Genomic DNA, 23644 nt, shown 5'->3' with positions numbered 1-23644 from the left:
GAGCGCTGGTGGTCGGCGTTGGTACGGCGGTGAACTCCCCCCTCACCCCAGCCCTCTCCCTAGGGAGAGGGAGCCGATTTGTGGGCTTTCCAAAACCGGAGTTCGGCTAGATATCCCAGGTCGGCATAGCTCGACCAAACACCTCGGTCAGTCCCCTCTCCCTCCGGGAGAGGGTTAGGGTGAGGGGCTTTTGATCCTGGCGTCCGGCGCAAGCGGCAGTCTGAAGCAGATCCGCGCGCCCTCTTCGCTGTCTTCCACGCGCAACGTCCCGCCATGGGCGCCTATCACCGTTCGGCAAATCGCCAGGCCCATGCCCATGCCGCTGCCCTTGGTGGTGAAGAACGCATCGAAAATTTCTTCACGCTGATGCTCGGCGATCCCCGGCCCGTTGTCTTGAAAAGCCACGCAGACCTGCCCATCGGACAGCGTCGACTCAATCACCAGGCGCCCGTCAGTCACGCCCTGCCCAGCCATTGCTTCCAGCGCGTTGACGATCAGGTTGTAGATCACCTGCTGGATCTGCACCCGATCCCCCAGTACCGGGTCAGCAGCGTTGAGTTGCGTGTGCAAGCTCACCCCGCGATTGTGCACATCGCTGGCCGTCAGCTGCACGACCTCACCGATCAACGCGTCAATCGACACCGGCAATCGTTGCAACGGCGCCTGCCTGGCCAATGCGCGCAGGGCCTGGACGATCTCGGTGGCACGGGCGCTGTCGGAGCGGATGTCTTCCAGTCCCTGAATAGCCTCGCCGAGATCAGGCGTGTCGCGCTTGAGCCAGCGCAGACTGGCCGAGGCGTTCGATGAAATGCCCAGCAGCGGCTGGCTGATTTCGTGGGCGATCGAGGCCGACAGTTCGCCCATCATTTTCAGGTGCGAGTTGCGCGCCAGTTCCGCCCGCGAGCTGCGCAAGTCGGCTTCCATCTGCGCGCGCAATCGGTTGTCTTCGACCAGTTGCGCATACAGCCGCGCGGTCTGCAGCGACACCGCTGCCTGCGAGGCGAGAATTTCCAGCATGGTCAGGCGTTCGGCGCTGAACAGCTTCGGTACCAGGCTGTTTTCCAGATACACCAGACCGATCAGCGCGCCCTGCTTGAGCAACGGCAGGCACATCAGCGAGCGCGTCTGCCGTTGCTGCAGATCAGCGCTGTAGGCTTGCGGGCAGTCGGCGCGGGCATCGTCAAGCACTAGCGGCGTGCGCGTGCGCATGGTCGAATTGAGCACTGAAACCGGCGCGATCTGCTCCAGCGAGCGATCGTTGTCCTGACTGACCCGCACGTTGCCCGCCTCGATATGCGCGGCAGCGGCCAATTGCAACTCACCCTCGGCGACCAACAGCAGCGCGCCGCGATCGGCACCGGCCTGAATCATCAAGTGATTCATCAAGGTCTCCACCAGCCGATCGAGCAACACCTCTTGCGAGACCGCGCGTGCCGCTTCAATGCCGACTTCCAGGTCAAGGCGCACCCGCGTCACCGGCGTTCCCGCTTCCAGGGAATGCTCGTGGGCGAGAAACGGATGCTGCGCTTCGAGCTGGCGCGCCTTGGCTTCAGCGCCCCACAGCACATAGCAGTCGCGCGCAACACGCAGGTGATGATGCGTGCCGGAGACCAGGCCGTTGGCCAGACAGACCTCGGCCAGTTGTTCATGTGCCAGTGCTTGCTCATGGATAAACCCGGCAGCGGCCGCCGCGATTTGCGCTTGGTCGAAGTAGCGAATGGCGGCCAGCCCTTCGCCGCGCACGCGGGCCATCGCGCCTTCGATCAGCAGCAGTTTGTTGCTGAAGGTCGAAGGATTGAGCTCGACCCATGGCAGAAAACGCTGCCGTTGCTGCTCCAGTTTCTGCAGTTTTTCGGCAACAGAGCCCGGCGCCTCGGGACTGGCCAGTGCCAAGCTGTAGAACAGGTAGTAATGCGCCAGATCAATGTGCGCCGGCAGCGACCAGGTCAACGCCTCGGCGTCTTCGAAACGGCGCAACGCGTAACGCACTTCACCGAAATAGAACGCCGACATGCCCGAATACAACCACATCCACAACAGCGTCGGCTGTGAAACGCGGTCGCGATGCAGCGGGCCGAAGCGGTCATGTTCCAAAGCCTCCAGCATTGCGATCGAACGAGGCTCAGGCCCATTGCGCAAATCGCTGGCAAACGCCTGTTGCGCCAGCAGAATGCGCTCGATGTCGATGTAGTGAAACTGCCGCACCCAACTCAGGCCGACGTCCAGCTCGTTCAACACGTTTGGCAGCGGCTCGCCCATGAACAGCAGATCGGAGCCGATGTGGTTGCAGGCGTAACACGACATGCCCAGATCGCCGCCGGCCTGACCGCACTCAAACGCGGCGAAAGCCTTCTGCCGCGCGTAAGCCATCGGCCGGGTCCACGCGCTGACCTGATCCAGCGCCACCAGCGTGCCGGTGCGCCCCGCCTCATAGCCGTGCAGATCAGTCAGTTCCAGCGCCAGTTCGGCGAAAGCAACACCGTCCAGATATTCGCCATAACGGTCGGCGATCATCACGCCGTACCAGGCAAAACCGTAGCCGCTGCTCGGCGTGGTGCCATGGAGCAAAGTCAGTTCGACCATCTTCGCCAGGTGCAAAAAAGCAATGTCGTCCTGCACGAAGAACGAGGCGATCAGCGTGCTCAGCAGTTCCATGGCCACTTCGATTCGCGGCTCGTTGGCTTTGGGCAACGCCGTCAACTCAGCGATCCGTCGCGCACCGACCAATTGCCGAACCCGTTCGAACGCTTCGCCCAGTTGCGCCTTCGATGGGTGTCGCTGCAGGTCGATGTCGAGCAAGGCAAGACCGGCCAGCGCTTCGCCGATTGCGCCGTGGTAATCGGAATGCAAGGTGCGCAGGCTGGCGCGCAGGCGGTAGGTTTTCGCCCGGTCCAGCACGGTGGCAGCGTGTTCCAGACAGTCGTCGAGACGCTGTTGCGCGCCGGGCAGATCCGCCAGCAACATCGCGCAGTCGGCTGCCAGCCAGCGCGCCGCGAAGGCTTGCGGGTAGAGCTGCGTCCAGCCGTTGTCGCCAAGTAATACCTCGGCGCTGCGCAGATAATCCACGGCCTGCTCGACAGCGGCGCTATCGCGGGCGCGCTCGGCAGCTTCGAGCAATAACTGGATGAATTCAGCGCGTCGAGGCGCTTGCAGCGCATTGCCGGCGCTGCGCTGAATCTGACTGGCGATGTCGAAGACCCGCGCCTGCCGCTGCTCGCCGCATTGATCGAGCATGGCGGCGGCGATGCGCGCATGCTCAGCCGAACGCCCGGCCGGCGCGGTCAGCGCAGCAGCGGCTTCCAACACTCGATCGTGGGGAAACACCAGTTGGCCAGGCTCGCGCAGGAGAAACCCGGCGCTGACCAGATAATCCACGTCACGCAGCAATTGCGCCGGATCGTCGCCCAGCAAATCGCCCAACAGCGTTTCGTCACAGCGGCCACCGACGTAACCCGCGGTGCGCAACACTTCACGGGCACTGGCCGGCAGACGCAGCAAGCGTTGCACCATCAATTCGGCCACGTTGTCGGCGTAGCGATAGCCGTTCACTTCGGCCAGATTCCACACCCAGCGCCGCGTCGTCGCGTCGAAACGCAGCAGACGCTCGTCCACCAGAGCACGCGCGACCTGGCTGACGAACAACGGATTGCCGGCGGTTTTGAAGTGCACGACGCGGGCCAGCGCATCGAGGTTGTCGACGTCAGCATCGAGTTCGACCGCCATCAGTTGCGCAACGGCCTGCACCGACAGCGGCCCTAGTCGAAGGTCACTGACTGGCAGCGCGGGTGCTCTGCGCATCTCATCGAGCCAGCCGCCCGGATGCTCCGTCAACTCGCCCTCGCGATACGCCAGAACCAGCAGCAGATGCCGCGTCGGTCGGGCGATAAAGGCTTTGAGAAACGCCTGCGTCGAGTCGTCAGCCCACTGCAAGTCGTCGATAAACAGCAGCAGCGGATGCCCCGGTTGCGCAAAGACTTCGAGCGCATCGAGCAGCGTCCGATTGACCCGGTCGAGGGCGTGGCGCGCCGGCATGTTCGGCAGTTCGGCGGTGGCGCCAATCAGCAGTTCGGCTTCCGGCGCCAGGTCCAGCAGCAAACGGCCACGGCCCTTGAGGGTTTCGCGCAGTTGCTCGGCCAAGGCCTGCAAGGCCAGCGTGGGCTTGGTCAACACTTGGCTGATCAGAGACTGAAAAATCTGCGCCAGCGGCGCAAAGGGCCGGTCATTGTTCAGCAGTTCGATCTTGCCGCTGGCCCAATAACCGGGTGCCTGGCTACGCAGGACTTGCTGGATCAGCGTCGACTTCCCCGCTCCCGGTGCGCCGACAACCAGCAGCACGCGAGCGATGCCGTCGCTGCGCACGCGCTGGATCTGTTCAAGCAGTTGCTGACGTTCGTTATCACGACCAAACAGCACATCGCCGCGCGTGGCCGTTGCGCGAGCATCGAATGCACCGAGGCGGAACGCTTCGATCTGGCCTTTTTTCTGCCATTGGCGCAGGCACCAGGTCAGATCAGCGGCCAGCGATTCGATGCTTTGATAGCGCGCGTCCGGCTCCTTGGCCAGGCCTTTGAGCAGCACATGGCAAATGCCTTGCGGCAGGTCGGGTTGGTATTGCCCTGGCGACACAGGCTGGACGGCGGCGTGCACATGCAACCATTGCGAGGCGTCGCGAGCGATCAGCGGCGGGCGCCCGGTCAGCGCCTCGTAGATGATTGCCGACAGCGCATAGACGTCGCTGCGCTCATCGGAATCGACACTGTCGCGCTGCAGCTGTTCCGGCGCCAGATAAGGCCAGTGTTCCAGGCTCGGCAGTTCGGTCGCCGGCGTTTCCTGCGCGTGGGTGTGGAAGCCCATCAGCCTGACGCTGTCGTCAGCATCGATCAGCAGATGCCAAGGCAATAAAGAACCCTGTGGGAGCGAGCCTGCTCGCGAAAGCGGTGGGTCAGTCAAGGGTGATGTCGGCTGGACTGACGCTTTCGCGAGCAGGCTCGCGCCCACAGGGTTTTGCGCTGTTTCCGGATGGCGAGAGTGGACCAGCGCATTGGCAGCGGCGACGGCGATATTCAGCACCCGTCCGAGTGGTAAGCCGGCGGCGTCGATCAGTCGAGCCAGCGGCGCGCCCCATTGCGGGTAGACCAACACCGGCCCGTCCGCCGAGCGAATCAGCGCGAGCGGGTTGAGCGCCCACTGCGAAGGCAACTGCAAATGGAAATCGCGCTCCAGCCGCTGGCACAGCGCCGGACGCTGGATCGGCGCACGCACGGCGAACCAGCTCTGGCCCGAGTGGCTGTCTTGAAGGCTGAACCAGGTCAGTTCATGGTCACGGCGCAGCAGACTGAACCGACAGTTCTCCAGCCATGCTTCATCGAGCATCGGCGCATCGGCCGCGCGGGAAATTGCAGATGAAGATGGCTGGCCGGGCATACGCATTCACCGCTGGAAATGGGATTCAGGCTGGTGGCGAAGTATACCCAGCGTTTTTTTGCCAGAGGGCCAGCCGCTGCGCTGATGTCCGTCTGCAGCCTCAAGATGGCCGTCCAGAGCCTTGCGCGGCTGTTTCTTGCGCTATACAAGCGCACGTCTTATCCCTCGGGATAATTGCTTTATGCCAAGCCGTCCCCTAGCGTACGAACCTGATAACCCGGCGCCCGCGCCCTGTCCTTCTCACCGCAACGCAGAGGCCCGCATGATCCGACTCGGCCAAGCCACGATTTCTTTGGAACGGCGCGAAGCCTTTCTCGATGGCCGGCCCTTGCGCATGGGCGGGCGGGCGTTCGAAATACTTTCGGTACTGATGCAGGCCGATGGGCGCATCGTCAGCAAGGACGAGCTGATCAATCAGGTGTGGCCGGACATCGTCGTCGAAGAGAACAATCTGCAAGTGCAGATTTCCTCGCTGCGCAAACTGCTCGGGGAAAAAGAAATCATCCAGACGGTTGCCCGTCGAGGTTACCGATTATTGAAAGACCGCGAACCCAAACTGCCCGTGTTCAACGCCCTGGCCTCGGCGCCGATGGTGGCGCAGCCGCCGTTGGTCGATACGCAATCGGTGCCGGTGTTCATCGTTGACGATGAGGCCTGCGTGCGCAGCGCATTGAGCCGCTTGTTGCGCGCCGAAGACATTGAACACCGGATTTTCCAGTCCGCCGAAGAACTGCTCGAGGCCGACATCGCCAATGGCCCGGCGTGCCTGCTGCTCGACGTCAGCCTGCCCGAAACCACAGGCCTGCAATTGCAGGCAGCGCTGAACGAGCGCGGATTGCCGTGGCCGGTGATCTTCATGACCGGCCACGGCACGATTCCGATGTCGGTGCAGGCGATGAAGGCCGGCGCGGTGGAGTTCCTGACCAAGCCATTCAATGACGATGAACTGCTCGGCATTCTGCGCAGCACCCGTCAACACGCCGCGACGGCGTTCAATCAATGGCAACGGGTTCAGCACGTGCGGCAGCTGGCGGCGCAACTGACACCGCGTGAGCGCGAGGTGCTGCCGCTGATTGTCGGTGGCCTGTCGAACAAGCAGATCGCCAACCAGTTGGGCACCAGCGAAGTGACCGCCAAGGTTCATCGCAAACACATCATGGCGAAGATGCAGACCCGCTCGCTGGTCAACCTCGTCGAACTCTACGGACTGATCAGCGCTGCGCCTTCGCCTGGCCCATCGAGCCTGTCGTGAGCGGCCCGGCGGGTCGCCCGACGGCGATCGAGAACACCCGACCGACGATTGTCTGCATCGTCGATGACGACGCGTCGGTGCGCAAAAGCCTGTCGAATCTGCTGCGTTCGGTCGGTTATCGCGCGCAGGTTTATGCCAGTGGCGAAGCGTTTCTCGCCGAAGCCGACTTCGCCGAAATCGCCTGCCTGCTGCTGGATCTGCGCATGCCCGGCCTGTCCGGCATCGACGTGATGCGCCAGCTGTCGCGACAGTTTCCGGTGATCTGCATGTCCGCCCATTGGGACGAGGCGGCGCTGGCTGAGTCCGGGCATTATCAGGCGTTTGAATGCCTGTGCAAACCCTTCGAAGAAGAGGTTTTGCTGGCGGCACTCGACAAGGCCCTGCACCGCCAGCACTGATCGCTTCAGCTGTCCTGCGTGTCTTGTTCCGCAGTTTCGATCGCGGGCAGCGACTCAGTCATCGAAGCGTGACACACCGCCAGAATCTCATCGGCCAGCGCCGAGTCATCCGGGCAGGCGCGCGACAGCATGATCGCCCCGACGGCGCGGGCCAGCAGGTCGATCATCCGGGTCCTGCCCTCACCTTGCGGTGCATCCGCTGCCGTCGGGTATCTCTCGCCGAGCGTCTGCAACGTGCGCTCGATGCCTTCAGCGAACGCCGCGTTCACGTCCCCGGACTGCCGCGCCGCATCGCCGCACAACGCTGCCATGGTGCAACCGGTGGAACGGCCGTCACGATGCTCGCGCGACACGTACACGTCGATGAAATCCTGCACGCTCATGCTTTCGGCGGCGGCCGTGGACTGCGCCAGGCTGTTGGCCGACGCTTCGGCCATCAGGTCGGCCTTGGAGCCGAAGTGTTTGTAGAAACCGCCGTGAGTAAAACCGGCGGCTGCCATCAGGTCAGCCACGCCGACCCCGTCATAACCGCGCTCGCGGAACATCACTGATGCCGTTTCGACAATGTGCTCGCGATTGGCCTGAGCCTGGGCTTTGGATACGCGCATATTGAATACCTCCGGCGCTGAAAAATCATGCGCAGATGATACATAGATGTTGGCCATAATCAAAACCGTTGACAGTTTAGATTTGGATCATCATCCTAAAGGCCCGCAATCAGTCTTCAACTGACAAAGAGCCAACACCATGACTACTCGCCCTACTGTTCTGATCACTGGCGCCTCCACCGGCATCGGCGCCGTCTACGCCGCACGTTTCGCCCAACGCGGACACGATCTGGTGCTGGTCGCCCGTGACCAGTCGCGCCTGGACACCCTTGCTGCCGGTTTGCGCGCTGAACACAACGTCAATGTCGAAGTGCTGCAAGCCGATCTGACCCGACTCAGCGATCTGCAAACCGTCGAGGCGCGTCTGCGTGACGACGCGCGCATCGGCATTCTCGTCAACAATGCCGGCGCGGCGCAGTCCGGTACCTTCATCGAGCAGAGCACCGACAGCGTGGCGCAACTGGTCGCGCTCAACACCACGGCGCTGGTGCGTTTGGCCAGTGCGATCGCCCCACGTCTGGCCAAGGCCGGCGACGGCGCGATCATCAACATCGGCTCGGTGGTGGGCCTGGCGCCGGAGTTCGGCATGTCGGTGTATGGCGCGACCAAGGCGTTCGTGCTGTTCCTCTCCCAGGGCCTGAGCCTGGAACTGTCGCCACAAGGCGTGTACGTGCAAGCCGTATTGCCTGCGGCCACTCGCACGGAAATCTGGGACCGCGCGGGTATCGACATCAACACCCTCACCGACATCATGGAAGTCGGCGATATGGTCGACGCCGCGCTGGTCGGTTTCGACCGTCGCGAAGCCGTGACCATCCCGCCGCTGCACGAAGGCGAGCGCTGGGATGCCTTGCAAGCGGCGCGTCAGGGGCTGTTGGGGCAGATTCGCCAGTCGGCGGTGGCGCAGCGTTATCTGACGCAAGCCTGACCTTACCCAAACCCGGCGCAAGTGCGTCGGGTTCCTACCGACAAGAGCATCCGCAATGAAGGCATTTTTCATCGAGCGCTACGGCAAGCAGAACGGCCGGATTGGCGACCTGCCCGAACCGCTGGTTGGCGCTCACGACGTGCTGATCGAAGTGCGCGCGAGTAGCGTCAACCCCCTGGATCTGAAGATTCGCAGCGGCGAATTCAAGATGATCCTGCCCTATCAAATGCCTTTGATATTGGGCAACGATGTCGCCGGCGTGGTGCTCAGCACCGGTGCGGCGGTCAAGCGTTTCAAGCCGGGCGATGAGGTTTATGCGCGTGCGCCTGATAACAGGATTGGCACGTTTGCCGAACGCATCGCTGTCGATGAAACAGCGATCGCGTTGAAACCCGCCAATCTCGCCATGACCGAGGCGGCTTGCATGCCGCTGGTGGCGTTGACGGCGTGGCAGGCACTGGTCGAAGTCGCCAACGTGCAAAAAGGCCAGAAGGTGCTGATTCACGCCGGCTCCGGTGGCGTTGGCACGGTCGCCATTCAACTGGCCAAACACCTCGGCGCTTTTGTTGCGACCACTACCAGCACGGCGAATGTCGCGTGGGTCAAGGCGCTGGGCGCTGATGTGGTGATCGATTACAAGCAGCAGGATTTCGCCATTGAGCTGCGCGACTACGACGTCGTGCTCAACAGCCTCGGCGGCGATGTCCTGGAGAAATCGTTGAAGGTGTTGAAACCGGGCGGGCAGCTGATTTCCCTGTCAGGGCCGCCGACTGCGCAGTTCGCTCGGGAGCAGGGTTTGTCCTGGCTGCTGGGGCTGGTCATGCGTCTGCTCAGCAGTGGCATTCGGCGCAAGGCGCGCAAGCGTGGGGTGGGTTATTCGTTTCTGTTCATGCGCGCCGATGGCGTTCAGTTGCAAAAAATCACTGCGTTGATTGAGGCCGGGGTGATCAAACCGGTGGTTGATCGTACTTTTCCGTTCGATCAGATAGCTGACGCCTTGCACTACGTCGAACAAGGTCGGGCCAAGGGCAAGGTTGCCATCGCGGCCAACCTCAAAAGCCCCTCACCCTAACCCTCTCCCAGAGGGAGAGGGAACTGACCGAGTTGAATGCGCGAATTACGCCGACCTGAGATACCGAGGCGAACACAAGCCCGAAATGCGCACGAATCAGCTCCCTCTCGCGGAGGGAGATGGAACTGACCGAGTTGAATGCGCGAGTTACACCGACCTGAAATACCGAGGCGAACACAGGTCTCAAAAAGCTCACAAATCGGCTCCCTCTCCCAGAGGGAGAGAGGACTGACCGAGCTGAATGCGCGAGTTACACCGACCTGAGATACCGAGGCGAACACAGGTCTCAAAAAGCTAACAAATCAGCTCCCTCTCCTAGGGGAGAGGGCTGGGGTGAGGGGTGAATTCACTGCGGTGTTCGGGCATGCGCGTTACAACTGCAAGCGCGACTCGCCATCCCCGCTGAAACGTCGAGAAACCCCTCTCGCCTTGCATTTTGCCCATCCTGCACCACGCTTGATTCACAGAAGTGCACGTTTTCATGGCAAAACTGCGGTTAACTGAATGGTTAGTTACCGCTATAATCCCGCGCTTCATTCAAACGGGACTTTCAATGTGAACCACAGTCAACGCGTCTCAGGCGTTTCAACGTTCATTCTGGTCGGCCTTGGCGTGATCATCGCCCTGCTGGGTCTGGCGCTCGCGGCCGGCGGTGTGAAGCTGGTCAGCCTGGGCGGTTCCTGGTACTTCCTGGTCGGCGGCCTGGCGATGACCGTTTCCGGGGTGCTGATCGCACTGAAGAAAACCGCAGGCGCCTGGCTGTTCGCCGCGTTTCTTGTAGCCACCGCGATCTGGGCCGTGGCTGACGCCGGGCTGGTGTTCTGGCCGGTGTTCTCGCGGCTGTTCATGTTCAGCGCAATCGGCGTGGTCGTCGCTCTGGTCTACCCGCTGCTGGCGCGCGCCAATGGCCGCGTGGCCGGTCGTGGCGCGTATGCCGTGGCCGCTGTGCTCGCGGTCGGTGTGGCCGTTGCGGCGGGCAACATGTTCGTCGCCCACCCGACGGTTGCCGCGACTGGCGCTGGCCCGGGCCTGACTCCGGTCGAGCCGGCCAAGGCGCAGAAAGACTGGGCGCACTACGGCAACACCGAAGGTGGCAGCCGCTTCGCCGCGCTCGATCAGATCAACCGCAACAACGTCGACCAGTTGAAAGTTGCGTGGACCTACCACACCGGTGACGTCGCCGAGAGCGATGGCAACGGCGCCGAAGACCAGCTCACCCCGCTGCAGGTCGGCAACAAAGTCTTCATCTGCACCCCGCACAACAACCTGATCGCCCTCGATGCCGACACCGGCAAAGAGCTGTGGAAGAACGCGATCAACGCGCAATCGAAAGTCTGGCAGCGCTGCCGTGGCATGGCCTATTTCGATGCCACCGTCACCATCGCTCAGCCGAGCAACTCTTCGATCATCGAAGCCAAACCGGCGCCGGCTGCCAACTGCCAGCGTCGTCTGCTGACCAACACCATCGATGCCCGCCTGATCGCGGTCGATGCTGACACTGGCGAGTTCTGCCAGGGTTTCGGCAACAACGGCCAGGTCGATCTGAAGGCCGGTCTGGGTGATGTTCCGGACAGTTACTATCAGTTGTCGTCCGCGCCGTTGATGGCCGGCACCACCGTGGTGGTTGGCGGTCGTGTTGCCGACAACGTGCAAAGCGACATGCCGGGCGGTGTGATCCGTGGTTTTGACGTGATCACCGGCGCCATGCGCTGGGCGTTCGATCCAGGCAACCCGCAGGATCGCAACGCGCCGGCCGACGGCAAAACCTACGTGCGCAGCACGCCGAACAGCTGGGCGCCGATGTCCTACGACGCGGCGACCAACACCGTATTCCTGCCGATGGGCAGCTCGTCCACCGACATCTATGGTGTCGAGCGCAGCGAACTGGACCACAAGTACGGCGCCTCGATCCTCGCGCTGGACGCCAGCACCGGTGAAGAACGCTGGGTGTTCCAGACCGTGCACAACGATCTGTGGGACTTCGACCTGCCGATGCAGCCGAGCCTGATCGACTTCGACAAGGACGGCCAAAGCGTTCCGGCGCTGGTCATCGGTACCAAGGCCGGGCAGATCTATGTGCTCGACCGCGCCACCGGCAAGCCGCTGACCGAGGTCAAGGAAGTACCGGTGAAAGCCGCGAACATCCCCAACGAGCCGTACTCGCCAACTCAGCCGAAATCCGTGGGCATGCCCCAGATCGGCGCGCAGCACCTGACCGAATCGGACATGTGGGGCGCCACGCCGTACGACCAGTTGCTCTGCCGCATCGACTTCAAGAGCATGCGCTACGACGGCCTGTACACCGCACCGGGTACTGACAAATCGCTGAGCTTCCCGGGTTCGCTGGGCGGCATGAACTGGGGCAGCATCTCCACTGACCCGGTGCACGGTTTCATCTTCGTCAACGACATGCGCCTGGGTCTGTGGATCCAGATGATCCCGTCGCAGAACAAAGGCCAGGCCGCTGGCGGTGGCGAAGCGCTGAACACCGGCATGGGCGCTGTGCCGCTCAAAGGCACGCCGTACGCGGTGAACAAGAACCGCTTCCTGTCGGTGGCCGGCATTCCGTGCCAGGCGCCGCCGTTCGGCACTTTGACCGCGATCGACATGAAGACCCAGAAAGTCGCATGGCAGGTTCCGGTCGGCACCGTTGAAGACACCGGTCCCCTGGGCATCCGCATGCACCTGCCGATCAAGATCGGTCTGCCAACCCTCGGCGGCACCCTGTCGACCCAGGGCGGCCTGATCTTCATTGCCGGCACCCAGGACTTCTACCTGCGCGCCTTCAACAGCGGCAACGGCGAAGAAGTCTGGAAAGCCCGTCTGCCGGTCGGCAGCCAGGGCGGCCCGATGACGTACGTTTCGCCGAAGACCGGCAAGCAGTACATCGTCGTCACCGCTGGCGGCGCACGCCAGTCGACCGATCGTGGCGATTACGTGATGGCTTACGCCCTGCCGTAACTCTCTGCCGCACAACCAACCTCCCCCCAGCGCGCGGTGCCCCAAAGCACCGCGTCGCCGTTTTATTGCGTTAAAGATTTCAGCAGGAAGGATTCACATGTCATCGGCTGTTCGCTTTTCTCGTACCAAGCTTTCCACTGGCCTGTTGCTGGGCCTGAGCTGCGCCACTGCCCTCCCCGCGCTGGCCGCCAGCGATTCCGATCTGCTGACCCGCAGCACCTTGACCGGTGACTGGGGCGGCTTGCGTCATCAACTCGATGAAGACGGCATCAAGTTCACTGGCGATTACAGCGGCGAAACCGCTTACAACGCCGACGGCGGCCTGCACCGTTCGGCGCGCTACTCGCAGAACATCAAGCTCGGCGTGCAGTTTGATCTGAGCAAACTCTACGGCGTCGACAACGCCGGCAAAGTGCAACTGACCATCAACGACCGGCGCGGCAACAGCGCTTCGGAAGATCTGGTCGGCAACCGCCTGCCGATTCAGGAAAACTACGGCGGCCTGTACACGCGCCTGACTGAACTGAGTTATGAGCGCAGCCTGTTCACCCCGGCGCTGAACGTGAAGCTCGGCTACATGGCCATGGGCAACGACCTCGGCGGCCTCGACAGCGGCATTCTGTGCAACTTCATGAACGCCGGTTTCTGCGGTCACCCGCTGAACATGTCCGGCGGCAGCGGCTGGACCAACTACCCCAACGCTCGTCTGGGCGTGCGGGTCAAATACAACCTGTCGCCGTCCTGGCAGCTGCGTGTGGCAGCGTTCAACGTCGACCCCGAGAGCAACGGCAATTCCAGCCGCGCCTGGCATCTGGGGCCGAAGCACACCACCGGCACCGTCGTGCCGATCGAGTTGGTGTACAAGCACGCCGGCGAGCTGCCGGGTGAGTACAAGCTCGGCTATTACTACGACAGCTCCGACGTCAAACGCATTGGCAGCGACGACGAGGTGTCCGGGCGTGGCGGGCATTATTTGCTGATCGATCAGGCCGTATGGCGTTCGCCGACCTCCGAGGGCCGCAGCCTGCATGCTTTCGGTCAGTATTCGGCGGCCAGTGAAGCCGCCTCGCCGTTCAGCAAGTGGTACGGCACCGGCGTGGTTTTGTACAAACCGTTCGAAGGCCGCCCGCGTGACACCGTGGCGCTGGGCTATGGCCGCGCCGTGCCGAACCCGCGCAGCCGCGATGTGCAGCAGGATGCCGCGCTGGCCGATGGTGCTGCGTTCCCGAATCTCGACAGTGCCGAACAGTTGATTGAGTTGGGCTATGGCTATCAGGCCACCCCATGGCTGACCCTGCGCCCGAACCTGCAATACATCATCGAACCGGGGGCGTTTTCCGGGCAGGACATCGATAATGCGCTGGTGGTGGGTTTGCAGGTGAAGGCTGCGCTTTAAGCCTTGTGGTGAAAGGGCTGCCGTCATCGCGAGCAGGCTCACTCCTACAGGATTGGCGGCGTGCGCAAAATCCCTGCAAAACACAAAACCACTGTGGGAGCGAGCCTGCTCGCGAAAGCGCCGGGTCAGGCGACTGCGATGTTGAATGTAGCGCCGCCTTCGCGAGCAGGCTCGCTCCCACAGGGGGTTTGGGTCAGGTCGGAGAGTTGGATTCGCCGCTGCCGTAGCGGGATACAGAGGATTTGCGGCGGGCAGGAAATTAATTCCAGCCCACCGGTGAATTATTTCGTGTCCGCATGTATCTGAGCCAGAAGAGCCGGCGCCATCATGGAGATGGCATCGCAGCGGTAATCTGGATCAGCGAGCGGGAACAGCGCAATGAAATCACGCAAGAACACCGTCAAACCGATCGGTTTGAAAGACATCACCATTGTCGACGACGCCAAGATGCGCAAGGCGATCACCGCCGCCGCACTGGGCAACGCCATGGAATGGTTCGACTTCGGCGTCTACGGCTTTGTCGCCTATGTGCTCGGCAAGGTCTTCTTCCCCGGCGCCGATCCCGGCGTGCAAATGATCGCCGCGCTGGCGACCTTCTCCGTGCCCTTCCTCATCCGTCCGCTTGGCGGTTTGTTTTTCGGTGCGCTGGGCGACAAATACGGACGGCAGAAAGTCCTCGCCGCGACCATCGTCATCATGTCCCTGAGCACCTTCGCCATCGGCCTGATTCCGTCCTATGCCTCGATCGGCATCTGGGCGCCGATCCTGCTGTTGCTGGCGAAAATGGCCCAAGGTTTCTCGGTCGGTGGCGAATACACCGGCGCCTCGATCTTCGTCGCTGAATACGCGCCCGACCGTAAGCGCGGCTTCCTCGGTAGTTGGCTGGATTTCGGCTCGATCGCCGGTTTCGTCTTCGGCGCCGGCGTCGTGGTGCTGATTTCAACCATTCTTGGTGAACAGCGCTTCGAAGAATGGGGCTGGCGGATTCCGTTCTTCCTCGCCCTGCCGCTGGGCATGATCGGCCTGTATCTGCGCCACGCCCTGGAAGAAACCCCGGCGTTCCAGCAGCACGTGGAAAAACTCGAACAAGGCGACCGCGAAGGCCTCGCCGGCGGCCCGAAAGTGTCGTTCAAGGAAGTCGCAACCAAACACTGGCGCAGCCTGATGACCTGCATCGGCGTGGTAGCGGCGACCAACGTCACCTATTACATGCTGCTCACCTACATGCCGAGTTACCTGACGCACAACCTGCACTACAGCGAAAACCACGGTGTGCTGATCATCATCGCGATCATGGTCGGCATGCTCTTCGTGCAGCCGCTGATCGGTTTCATCAGCGACAAGATCGGCCGCAAACCCTTCATCGTCGTCGGCAGCATTGGCCTGTTCATCTTCGCCATTCCGGCGTTCATGCTGATCAACAGCGGCAGCATCGGCCTGATCTTCTCCGGCCTGCTGATCCTCGCGGTGCTGCTCAACTTCTTCATCGGCGTGATGGCCTCGACCCTGCCGGCGATGTTCCCCACGCACATCCGCTACAGCGCGCTGGCCAGCGCCTTCAACGTTTCGGTGCTGATCGCCGGTCTGACCCCGACTGCCGTGGCCTGGCTGGTGGAAAGCACCAACGATCTGTACATGCCTGCGTATTACCTGATGGTCATCGCCGTGGTCGGTCTGGTCACTGGCGTGACCATGAAGGAAACCGCCAACAAGCCCTTGCGCGGCGCGGCCCCGGCGGCTTCCGACCTCGAAGAGGCCAAGGAGCTGTTGCAAGAACACCACGACAACATCGAGCAGAAAATCGAAGACATCGATGCCGAAATCGCCGCGCTGGAAGCCAAGCGCAAGGAACTGGCGCTCCAGCATCCGCGCATCGATTGATCAGTGCGGCGTCGGCAATCGGTCCGACGCCGCGCTGAGCTTGAGCTAGCCTTGAAACCGGATTGCATGCCATTCAAGGAGTTCACATGTTCAAGCTGATGAAAAGTTCGGTCGCTGGCGGATTGCTCTTCGCCAGCCTCCAGGCCGAAGCCGGCGGCATCATGATTTACGAGGCCGGCCACGAAGGCACCGGGCTGGCCAACGCCGGCTCTGCGGTCATGGCCAGCGACCCGAGCATTCTGATGACCAACCCGGCGGGCATCAGCCAACTGGCCGGCACGCAGATCAACTTCAACGCGCAGTTGATCCTCGGCGACGTCAGCTTCTCCCGCGACAACGCCAATACCTTCGGCGGCAACGAAGGTGGCAACGCCTTGAAGTACCTGCCCGGCTCCAGCTTCTTCATCAGCCATCAACTCGATGAGCGCTCCTCGATCGGCTTCGGCATGTACGGCAATTTCGGTCTGGCGCTGGACTACGACGATGACTGGGCCGGGCGCTATTTCGCTCAGGAGTCGGCCATTATCGGTGTGTCGTTCCAGCCCACCTATGCCTACAAGATCACTGACGACCTGTCCGTCGGCCTCGGCCCGCGCTTCATGCTTGGCTACTTCCGCACCGAAGTGGCGGTCAACAATAACGTGCTCGGTCTGGGCAACGCCGAGGATGGTCAGTTGCGTTACAAGGACACCGACTGGGGCACGGGCGCCAACGTCGGCGTGCTCTACAACCTCAACGAGCGCACAAAGCTCGGGCTGGCCTGGACCAGCAAGATCAAGCTCAAATTCGAAGACAAACCCGAGCTGAAGAAAATCACCAATCCGCTGCTGCGTCTGGCGCTCAACCGTCTCGACGCCGATCATCTGAACGTCGACATGAACGTGCCGCAGACCGTCACCACCAGCGTGTCCTACCAGCTCGATCCGCAGTGGACGCTGCTCGGCAGCCTCGGCTGGCAGGACTGGAGCGATTTCGGCAAGGTCGGCGTGGAAGTCGATACCGGCCTGGGCTCGACTGCCAGAACGGCGCAGCGGCAATACAAGGACACTTGGCATGCCTCGATCGGCGCGCAGCACCAGATCGACCCGAAACTGCGCTGGAACGTCGGCCTCGGTTACGACTCCTCGGCAGTGGATGACAAGGATCGCACCGTCGACAACCCGATGAACGAAGCGTGGCGCCTGGCGACCGGGGTCAGCTATGCATTGCAGGACGATGTCGACGTGCACATGAGCTACACGCTGATCTACCTCGGTGACATGGACGTGCAACAGACCAAAGCACGCTCCGGCGGCTCGGTCTCCGGCGAATACAAAAACGCCGCCCTGCATGTGCTGGGCGGCGGCGTGGTCTGGCGTTTCTAGGGATCACTCATCCTTCGGTGCCTGCGCCGGTGCGGTGAACCACTGCTCCGGCGGCACGCGTTTTTCCTGCTGCGGATCGCCCAGGTAATGCGGCGACATGATCTGCACGCCATATTCGTTGAACACGTCCTGAATATTGGCGTGGAGCATGCTCAGCAACACCGCGCGCGGACGTGGCTGGCTGGGGATGGCCTGGGCCACCAGGCGATACTCGGGATAGAAGTCCGACAGCGCGGTCTGGAACACCTGCGCCGGCGGGTCTTCGAGCACGCCCGGCGTGCGTTTGGCCGCCTCCAGCAGCATCGCTTCGACCTGGCGCCATGGCGTGTCGTAGCCGATGGTCACCACCGTGTCGACCACGTAGCCCGGGCCTTGCACGGTACGCGAGTAGTTCTTGGTCACGGTGCCGGTGATCATCGAGTTGGGCAGCGTCAGCACTTCACCGAGGCCGGTGCGAATCCGCGTGGTGAACATGCCCAGCTCGGTGACGGTGCCTTCGTACTCGCCGATCCTGACAAACTCGCCGGGGCGCAAAGTCCGCGTGTAGGTCAGGATCAATCCGGCCGCCGCTTGCCCGACGACGCTGGTGGCGCCAAGGGAAATCATCAGGCCGATCAGCACCGACAAGCCTTTGAACGCATCGGTCCCGGCGCCGGGCAGATAGGGATAAGCCATCGCCAGCGCAAACAGCCAGACTGCCAGTGCCGTCAGGCGTTGCGTCGGTTGCAGGGTTTCATGGTTGAGCCAGCTGAACGTCCCCGGCGCGGCCATCCGGCGCAGGATGCGTCGGGTAAATGCGGTCACGCCCCGGGCGATAAAGAAAATCGCCAGCGCCACGCCCAGCCCCGGTATCGCATCGACGATGCCCTGTAACAGATAACCGGCCAGTTCCACCAAATAGTTGTTGAGGCTTTCGCCCCACGGCCGCGTATACGGGAAGCGTGACAGGACAAAGCCCAGCCATTCGTAGGACAGCAGCAGGATCAGCAACCAGCGCAGGAACAACAGACAGCGGCTGACCAACGGGTAGAGAAAATTCGAATCGATCAGTTGCACCCGCCCGACCTTCAGCGCCTTGGTGTGGCGATCCATCAGCGCCGGCAGTTTCGCCAACAGCTTGTGGCGCAGCCATGACAGGCACCAGAGCAGCGCCAGATAGATCAGCGTGGCCACCGCCGCCAGCGCCAGCGAACGCACAATCATCTGCACGTTACGCGCCTCACGGGTCTCGTTGACCACCTGGCGCAGTTTTTCCGCTGCGCCTTCGGCGGCTTCCTGCACCGAGGAATAGGCCAGGCTGTCGACGTCTTTCGGTGCAACGATAAACGCACGGGTATTGCCGATCAGCACCATGTAACTGTTCTGGATCGAATCAGTGCTGATTTTCAGCTCAGGGTCTTCCTCCAGCGCTTCACTGATCACCCGCTTCGCCCGCTTCACCCGTGAGGCCGGCGCCTCGCCGAGGATGGTCGCGCGAAACAGCATGATGCTGCGGTTGGCCACTTTCAGTTCTACCGCTTCGTCCGTTGCTGTCGTGGTGTCTTCCAGTGCCTGGCCGAGCCCGGACCACAGTGTTGCAGCCAGCAGCATCGCCAGCACCATCAGCCTGTTACGCATGCGCCGTTCCTTATGGCTGATTGTCGTGAGAGGTTTCGTCCAGCACTTCGCTGACGTCGGCCGGTTGATAAACCCAGCCGATGAACAATTCATAACCGACCGCCAGGATCACCGGCCCGGTGAACAGGCCGATGATGCCGCTGGTGACCATGCCGCCCAGCGCGCCGATCAGCACCACCGGCATCGGCACGGCAACGCCACGGCCGAGCAACATCGGTTTGAGCACGTTGTCGGAAAGCCCGGCGATCACCATCCACACGGCGAAAATGATCGTGCCGGCACCGACGCCGTCATGGGCAAAAACGAACACCACCACCGGCACGGTAACCAACAGCACCGGCAGTTGCATGATGCCCAGCAGCAACACCATCAACGCCAGCACGCCGGCAGCGGGCACGCCCATGATCACCAGTGCCACACCGATCAGGATCATCTGGATAAAGGCGATACCGACCACGCCCTGCGCCACCGCGCGAATGGTCGAGGTGCACAACTGCGCGATCTGCGGGCCACGCACCGGGCCGGAAATCCGCGTGGTGATCGCCACCGCTGTGCGATGGCCGCGTTCGCCGTGGGTCATGATCAGTCCAGCGACAATCAGTGCAACGACAAACACCACGATGCCTGCGCCGACGCCGGCGGCCTGATGCAACAGCACCCGCCCCCAACTGGTCAGGTGCGGCGCCAGTTCCTTGAACACCCAGCTCAGGTCCTGCGAAGCGTGCATCCAGATGCCATACAACGGCGCGCCGATCAGCGGCCAGTCGGCGACATTGGCGGGCGGCGGCGGAATCTCGAACTGCCCCGCTTCCACGGTTTGCATGCCCACCTTCACCGAATCGGCCACGGATGCGCCGAGCAGGCTCAGCGGCACCATCAGGATCACCAGCCCCAGCAACACCAGCACAATCGCCGCCCAACCGTAGCGGTTGCCGAGTTTTGCGCCGAGTTTCTGGTTCAGCGGGTACAGCGTGACCGCGAGGATCAGCGCCCACAGCATCACATTGAGAAACGGATGGAAAATGTCGTAGCAGAACAGCACCAGGGTCGCGATCAACCCGGCGCGGATCAGTACGTCTAGCAAGGCTTTGGAACTGTTGAAGGCAATCAGCGGCTTTTCTTCCATGGCAACATTCCTGAGCGGTGCAGCATTCGGGATGCGCTGAGCCTAGAACATGTTCGGCCGGTCTTCCTGCGGGGCGCGGCATTATCGCTTTACGCAACACGGTGTGGGAGCGAGCCTGCTCGCGAAAGCGCAAGGTCAGGCAGCACGGATGCTCAGGCCATCTACCAACAAAACCATCACCCCACCGATTACTCCGCCCGCCGCATGGTGTTAAATAGGCGCCAGTCCCGACCTTGTCGCTTCAAGCCGTGCCACGAGAACCGCTATGAAAACCCCTGCCCAGAACATCCACGCTCAACAGGTGACCCCATGATCGAAGTCACCGAAGTCTCCATCGCCCAACTGCGCGCCGCCCTCGAATCCGGCCAGACCACTGCCGTGGAGCTGGTGCAGGCCTATCTGGCACGCATTGATGCCTACGATGGCGCCGACACCCCGACGGCACTCAACGCCGTCGTCGTGCGCAACCCCGAAGCACTGAACGAAGCCCGCGCCTCCGATGCCCGCCGTGCCAAAGGTGAGACCCTCGGCCCGCTCGATGGCATCCCCTACACCGCCAAAGACAGCTATCTGGTCAAGGGCCTGACCGCCGCTTCCGGCAGTCCGGCGTTCGCCGATCTGGTCGCCCATCGCGACGCCTTCACCATCGAGCGCCTGCGCGCTGCCGGGGCGATCTGCCTGGGCAAGACCAACATGCCGCCGATGGCCAATGGTGGCATGCAACGCGGCGTCTATGGCCGCGCTGAAAGCCCGTACAATGCCGCTTACCTCACCGCCCCGTTCGCCTCCGGCTCGTCCAACGGCGCCGGCACCGCGACCGCTGCGAGTTTCGCTGCGTTCGGTCTGGCCGAGGAAACGTGGTCGAGCGGTCGCGGCCCTGCGTCGAACAACGGCCTGTGCGCCTACACCCCGTCGCGCGGCGTAATCTCGGTGCGCGGCAACTGGCCGTTGACCCCGACTATGGACGTCGTCGTGCCGTTCGCGCGAACCATGGCCGACCTGCTCGAAGTGCTCGACGTGGTCGTCGCCGAAGACCCGGACACCCGTGGCGACCTCTGGCGCTTGCAGCCGTGGGTGCCGATCCCGCGCGTCAGCGAAGTGCGCCCGGCTGCCTACAGCGAACTGGCCGCCGATGCCAAAGCCCTGGCCGGCAAACGCTTCGCCATCCCGCGCATGTACATCAACGCCGACCCGGACGCCGGCACCAGCGAAGCCCCCGGCATTGGCGGCCCGACCGGTCAGCGCATCAACACCCGCGCGTCCGTGATCGATTTGTGGAAACAGGCGCGTCAGGCCTTGGAAGCCGCTGGCGCTGAAGTCGTCGAAACCGACTTTCCGCTAGTCTCCAACTGCGAAGGCGACCGCCCTGGCGCGCCAACCGTGTTCACCCGTGGGCTGGTGTCGAAAGAATTCCTCCACCATGAACTGTGGGATCTGACTGCCTGGGCATTCGACGACTTCCTGCAAGCCAATGGCGACCCGAAACTCAATCGTCTGGTTGACGTCGACGGGCCGAAGATCTTCCCGCACGACCCGGGCACCCTGCCCAACCGCGAAGGCGATCTGGCCGCCGGCATGGACGAATACGTGCGCATGGCCGAGCGCGGCATCACGCCGTGGAATGAAATCCCAACCGTGCCTGATGGCTTGCGTGGTCTGGAGCAGACCCGACGCATCGACCTCGAAGACTGGATGGACAGCCTCGGCCTCGACGCAGTGCTGTTCCCCACCGTCGCCGACGTCGGCCCGGCGGATGCGGATGTGAACCCGACCTCGGCGGATATCGCCTGGAGCAACGGCGTCTGGGTGGCCAACGGCAACCTCGCGATCCGCCACCTCGGTGTGCCAACCGTCACCGTGCCCATGGGCGTGATGGCCGACATCGGCATGCCCGTCGGCCTGACCTTCGCCGGCCGCGCGTACGACGACTCGAACCTGCTGCGCTTGGCCGCCGCCTTCGAATCCACCGGCAGCAAACGCCAGATCCCACCGCGTACACCGCCGCTGGCTTAATGCACTGTGTCAGCTCCCACACACCCTGTGGGAGCTTGCTTGCCAGCGATGGCGGCCTGACAGCCGCCACATTTCCACCTGACTACCCCGACTCAAGCTGTGGGAGCGAGCCTGCTCGCGAAAGCGCTGTGTCAGTCAGCATTTTTGTTAACTGACACTCCGCATTCGCGAGCAGGCTCGCTCCCACAGGGTTTGGTGTGAAGGCTACGAACTCAGCACACCGGCCCAATCCTTTCCAGGCCAATCCGCCGATCATCAGCGCCATCCTGATGACCACCGGCCCTGACCATGATCAACCGCGCCCCCTCCCGCCTCACCCTGCTCGCCATGCTCTGCGGTCTGACCGGCACCGCCCATGCCAGCGGCTTTTTCGACGACGCCAAAAGCGATGTCCTGCTGCGCAACTTCTACCTCAGCAACGACTACCGCTCGCCCACGCCCTCCGGAAAAAACTACAAACAGGAATGGGCACAGGGCTTTATCGGCAACTTCTCATCCGGTTTCACCGAGGGCACAGTCGGTTTCGGTATCGATGCCCACGCCTTCGCCGGCCTGAAACTCGACGGCGGCAAGGGCCATTCCGGCACCGGCCTGTTACCGGTCGACAGCGATGGTCGCAGCGAAAACAACTATTCCAGCGCCGGCGGTGCGTTCAAGCTGAAGGTCTCGCGAACCACCGTCGCCTTCGGCGAAATGACCGTAGAAACCCCGGTCTTCGACACCTCCGACAAACGCCTGCAACCGGAATACGCCACAGGCTTTTTGCTCAACAGCGCCGAGTTCGACAACGTCAATCTGGTCGCCGGGCATTTCACCGCGTTCAAGAACCAGGACAGCTCTTCCGACCAGGGCAACTTCAACGGTTACGGCGCCAACACCGAAGCGGGTGGCATCAGCTTCGTCGGTGCCGATCTGTTCAGCTCCAGCCCGGTCGGCGGCGCACTCTACGCCTCAGAACTGAGCGACACCTGGCACCAGTACTACGGCAACCTGCACTTCAAACAGTCCGGCGTGCTGCTCGACGCCAACCTCTACCACACCCGCGACACCGGCCGCGCCCTGGCCGGCGAGATCGACAACACCGCCTTCAGCCTCTCCGGCAAATACAGCGTCGGCGCGCACGCGGTGATGCTCGGCTGGCAGCGGATCAATGGCGACACGCCGTTCGATTTCGTCGGTGGCGACTCGATCTACCTCGCCAACTCGATCAAATACGCCGACTTCAACGGCGCCAACGAACGCTCCTGGCAAGCCCGCTACGACCTCGACCTCGGCGCCTTCGGCATCCCCGGCCTGAACTTCATGACCCGCTACGTCAGCGGCAGCCACATCGACGGAACGCACGCGCCGAGGGGCGGCGCCTACAACCCGTTCGACACCGACAGCGGCGACTATCAACCGCAACAAGGCAGCGGCGGCAAACACTGGGAACGCGATATCGACCTGAAGTATGTAGTGCAGTCCGGCGCCGCGAAGGATCTGTCGGTGCAACTGTCGCACGTAACCCACCGCGCCAACGAAGCGCAGGCCGGGGATGACATTGACCGGATTTACGTGGTCATTCAGTACCCGCTGGGTTTTTGAGGTAACACGATCAACCCGCC

14 protein-coding genes are annotated in these 23644 nt (G+C 62.6%); 10 read left to right on the top strand and 4 right to left on the bottom strand.

Annotated features, from left to right (window positions below; genetic code table 11):
• Positions 1-174 precede the first annotated feature (174 nt).
• Positions 175-5424 carry a trifunctional serine/threonine-protein kinase/ATP-binding protein/sensor histidine kinase gene (locus KVG85_RS06640; protein ID WP_225926640.1) on the bottom strand — a complete coding sequence of 1750 codons (5250 nt, stop codon included), beginning with the start codon at positions 5422-5424 and terminating at the stop codon, positions 175-177.
• 262 nt (positions 5425-5686) lie between these two features.
• Here KVG85_RS06640 and KVG85_RS06635 point away from each other — a divergent pair, with 262 nt between their 5' ends.
• Complete coding sequence (locus tag KVG85_RS06635) at positions 5687-6676, top strand: response regulator (RefSeq protein WP_217863337.1); 990 nt, start codon at positions 5687-5689, stop codon at positions 6674-6676.
• Positions 6673-7074, top strand: a complete 402-nt coding sequence (locus KVG85_RS06630; protein WP_282387137.1) for a response regulator transcription factor — start codon at positions 6673-6675, stop codon at positions 7072-7074. Before KVG85_RS06635 ends, KVG85_RS06630 begins: the two co-directional genes overlap by 4 nt.
• A 5-nt stretch (positions 7075-7079) precedes the next feature.
• Here KVG85_RS06630 and KVG85_RS06625 read toward each other — a convergent pair whose 3' ends face one another.
• The gene (locus tag KVG85_RS06625; RefSeq protein WP_217863336.1) at positions 7080-7682 is read right to left on the bottom strand and encodes a TetR/AcrR family transcriptional regulator; all 603 of its coding nucleotides are present in this window, start codon (positions 7680-7682) and stop codon (positions 7080-7082) included.
• A gap of 139 nt (positions 7683-7821) precedes the next feature.
• Between KVG85_RS06625 and KVG85_RS06620 the strand changes: the two genes are divergently transcribed.
• From KVG85_RS06620 to KVG85_RS06595, 6 genes are all read left to right on the top strand, one after another.
• Complete coding sequence (locus KVG85_RS06620) at positions 7822-8610, top strand: SDR family NAD(P)-dependent oxidoreductase (protein ID WP_217863335.1); 789 nt, start codon at positions 7822-7824, stop codon at positions 8608-8610.
• Positions 8611-8665: 55 nt separating this feature from the next.
• Entirely contained in the window at positions 8666-9682 is a 1017-nt protein-coding gene (locus KVG85_RS06615) for an NADP-dependent oxidoreductase (RefSeq protein WP_217863334.1), read from the top strand.
• A gap of 555 nt (positions 9683-10237) precedes the next feature.
• Positions 10238-12643, top strand: coding sequence for a glucose/quinate/shikimate family membrane-bound PQQ-dependent dehydrogenase (locus tag KVG85_RS06610; protein WP_217863333.1), 2406 nt, complete (start codon positions 10238-10240; stop codon positions 12641-12643).
• Between the two features lie 97 nt (positions 12644-12740).
• Positions 12741-14039, top strand: a complete 1299-nt coding sequence (locus tag KVG85_RS06605) for a carbohydrate porin (RefSeq protein WP_217863332.1) — start codon at positions 12741-12743, stop codon at positions 14037-14039.
• A gap of 378 nt (positions 14040-14417) precedes the next feature.
• Positions 14418-15920 carry a glycine betaine/L-proline transporter ProP gene (proP, locus tag KVG85_RS06600; RefSeq protein WP_024013032.1) on the top strand — a complete coding sequence of 501 codons (1503 nt, stop codon included), beginning with the start codon at positions 14418-14420 and terminating at the stop codon, positions 15918-15920.
• A gap of 86 nt (positions 15921-16006) precedes the next feature.
• Positions 16007-17284: an OmpP1/FadL family transporter gene (locus tag KVG85_RS06595; protein ID WP_217863331.1), complete on the top strand. Its 1278-nt coding sequence runs from the start codon at positions 16007-16009 to the stop codon at positions 17282-17284.
• Positions 17285-17287: 3 nt separating this feature from the next.
• On the opposite strand, the gene KVG85_RS06590 is transcribed toward KVG85_RS06595, so the two are convergent.
• Complete coding sequence (locus KVG85_RS06590) at positions 17288-18901, bottom strand: mechanosensitive ion channel family protein (protein WP_071172514.1); 1614 nt, start codon at positions 18899-18901, stop codon at positions 17288-17290.
• A 10-nt stretch (positions 18902-18911) separates the two neighbouring features.
• Positions 18912-20027 (bottom strand): AI-2E family transporter, encoded by a 1116-nt coding sequence (locus KVG85_RS06585; protein ID WP_110600494.1) that lies wholly within the window; start codon positions 20025-20027, stop codon positions 18912-18914.
• Between the two features lie 309 nt (positions 20028-20336).
• Between KVG85_RS06585 and KVG85_RS06580 the strand changes: the two genes are divergently transcribed.
• The gene (locus KVG85_RS06580; RefSeq protein ID WP_217863330.1) at positions 20337-22040 is read left to right on the top strand and encodes an amidase; all 1704 of its coding nucleotides are present in this window, start codon (positions 20337-20339) and stop codon (positions 22038-22040) included.
• A gap of 288 nt (positions 22041-22328) precedes the next feature.
• Positions 22329-23624 carry an OprD family porin gene (locus tag KVG85_RS06575; RefSeq protein WP_217863329.1) on the top strand — a complete coding sequence of 432 codons (1296 nt, stop codon included), beginning with the start codon at positions 22329-22331 and terminating at the stop codon, positions 23622-23624.
• Positions 23625-23644: the final 20 nt, after the last annotated feature.

Origin of the sequence: Pseudomonas triticicola (assembly GCF_019145375.1) — a bacterium.
Classification (GTDB): Bacteria; Pseudomonadota; Gammaproteobacteria; order Pseudomonadales; family Pseudomonadaceae; genus Aquipseudomonas; species Aquipseudomonas triticicola.
The sequence above is the reverse complement of the archived record's forward strand: the minus strand, read 5'-3'. Positions and strand labels throughout refer to the sequence as shown.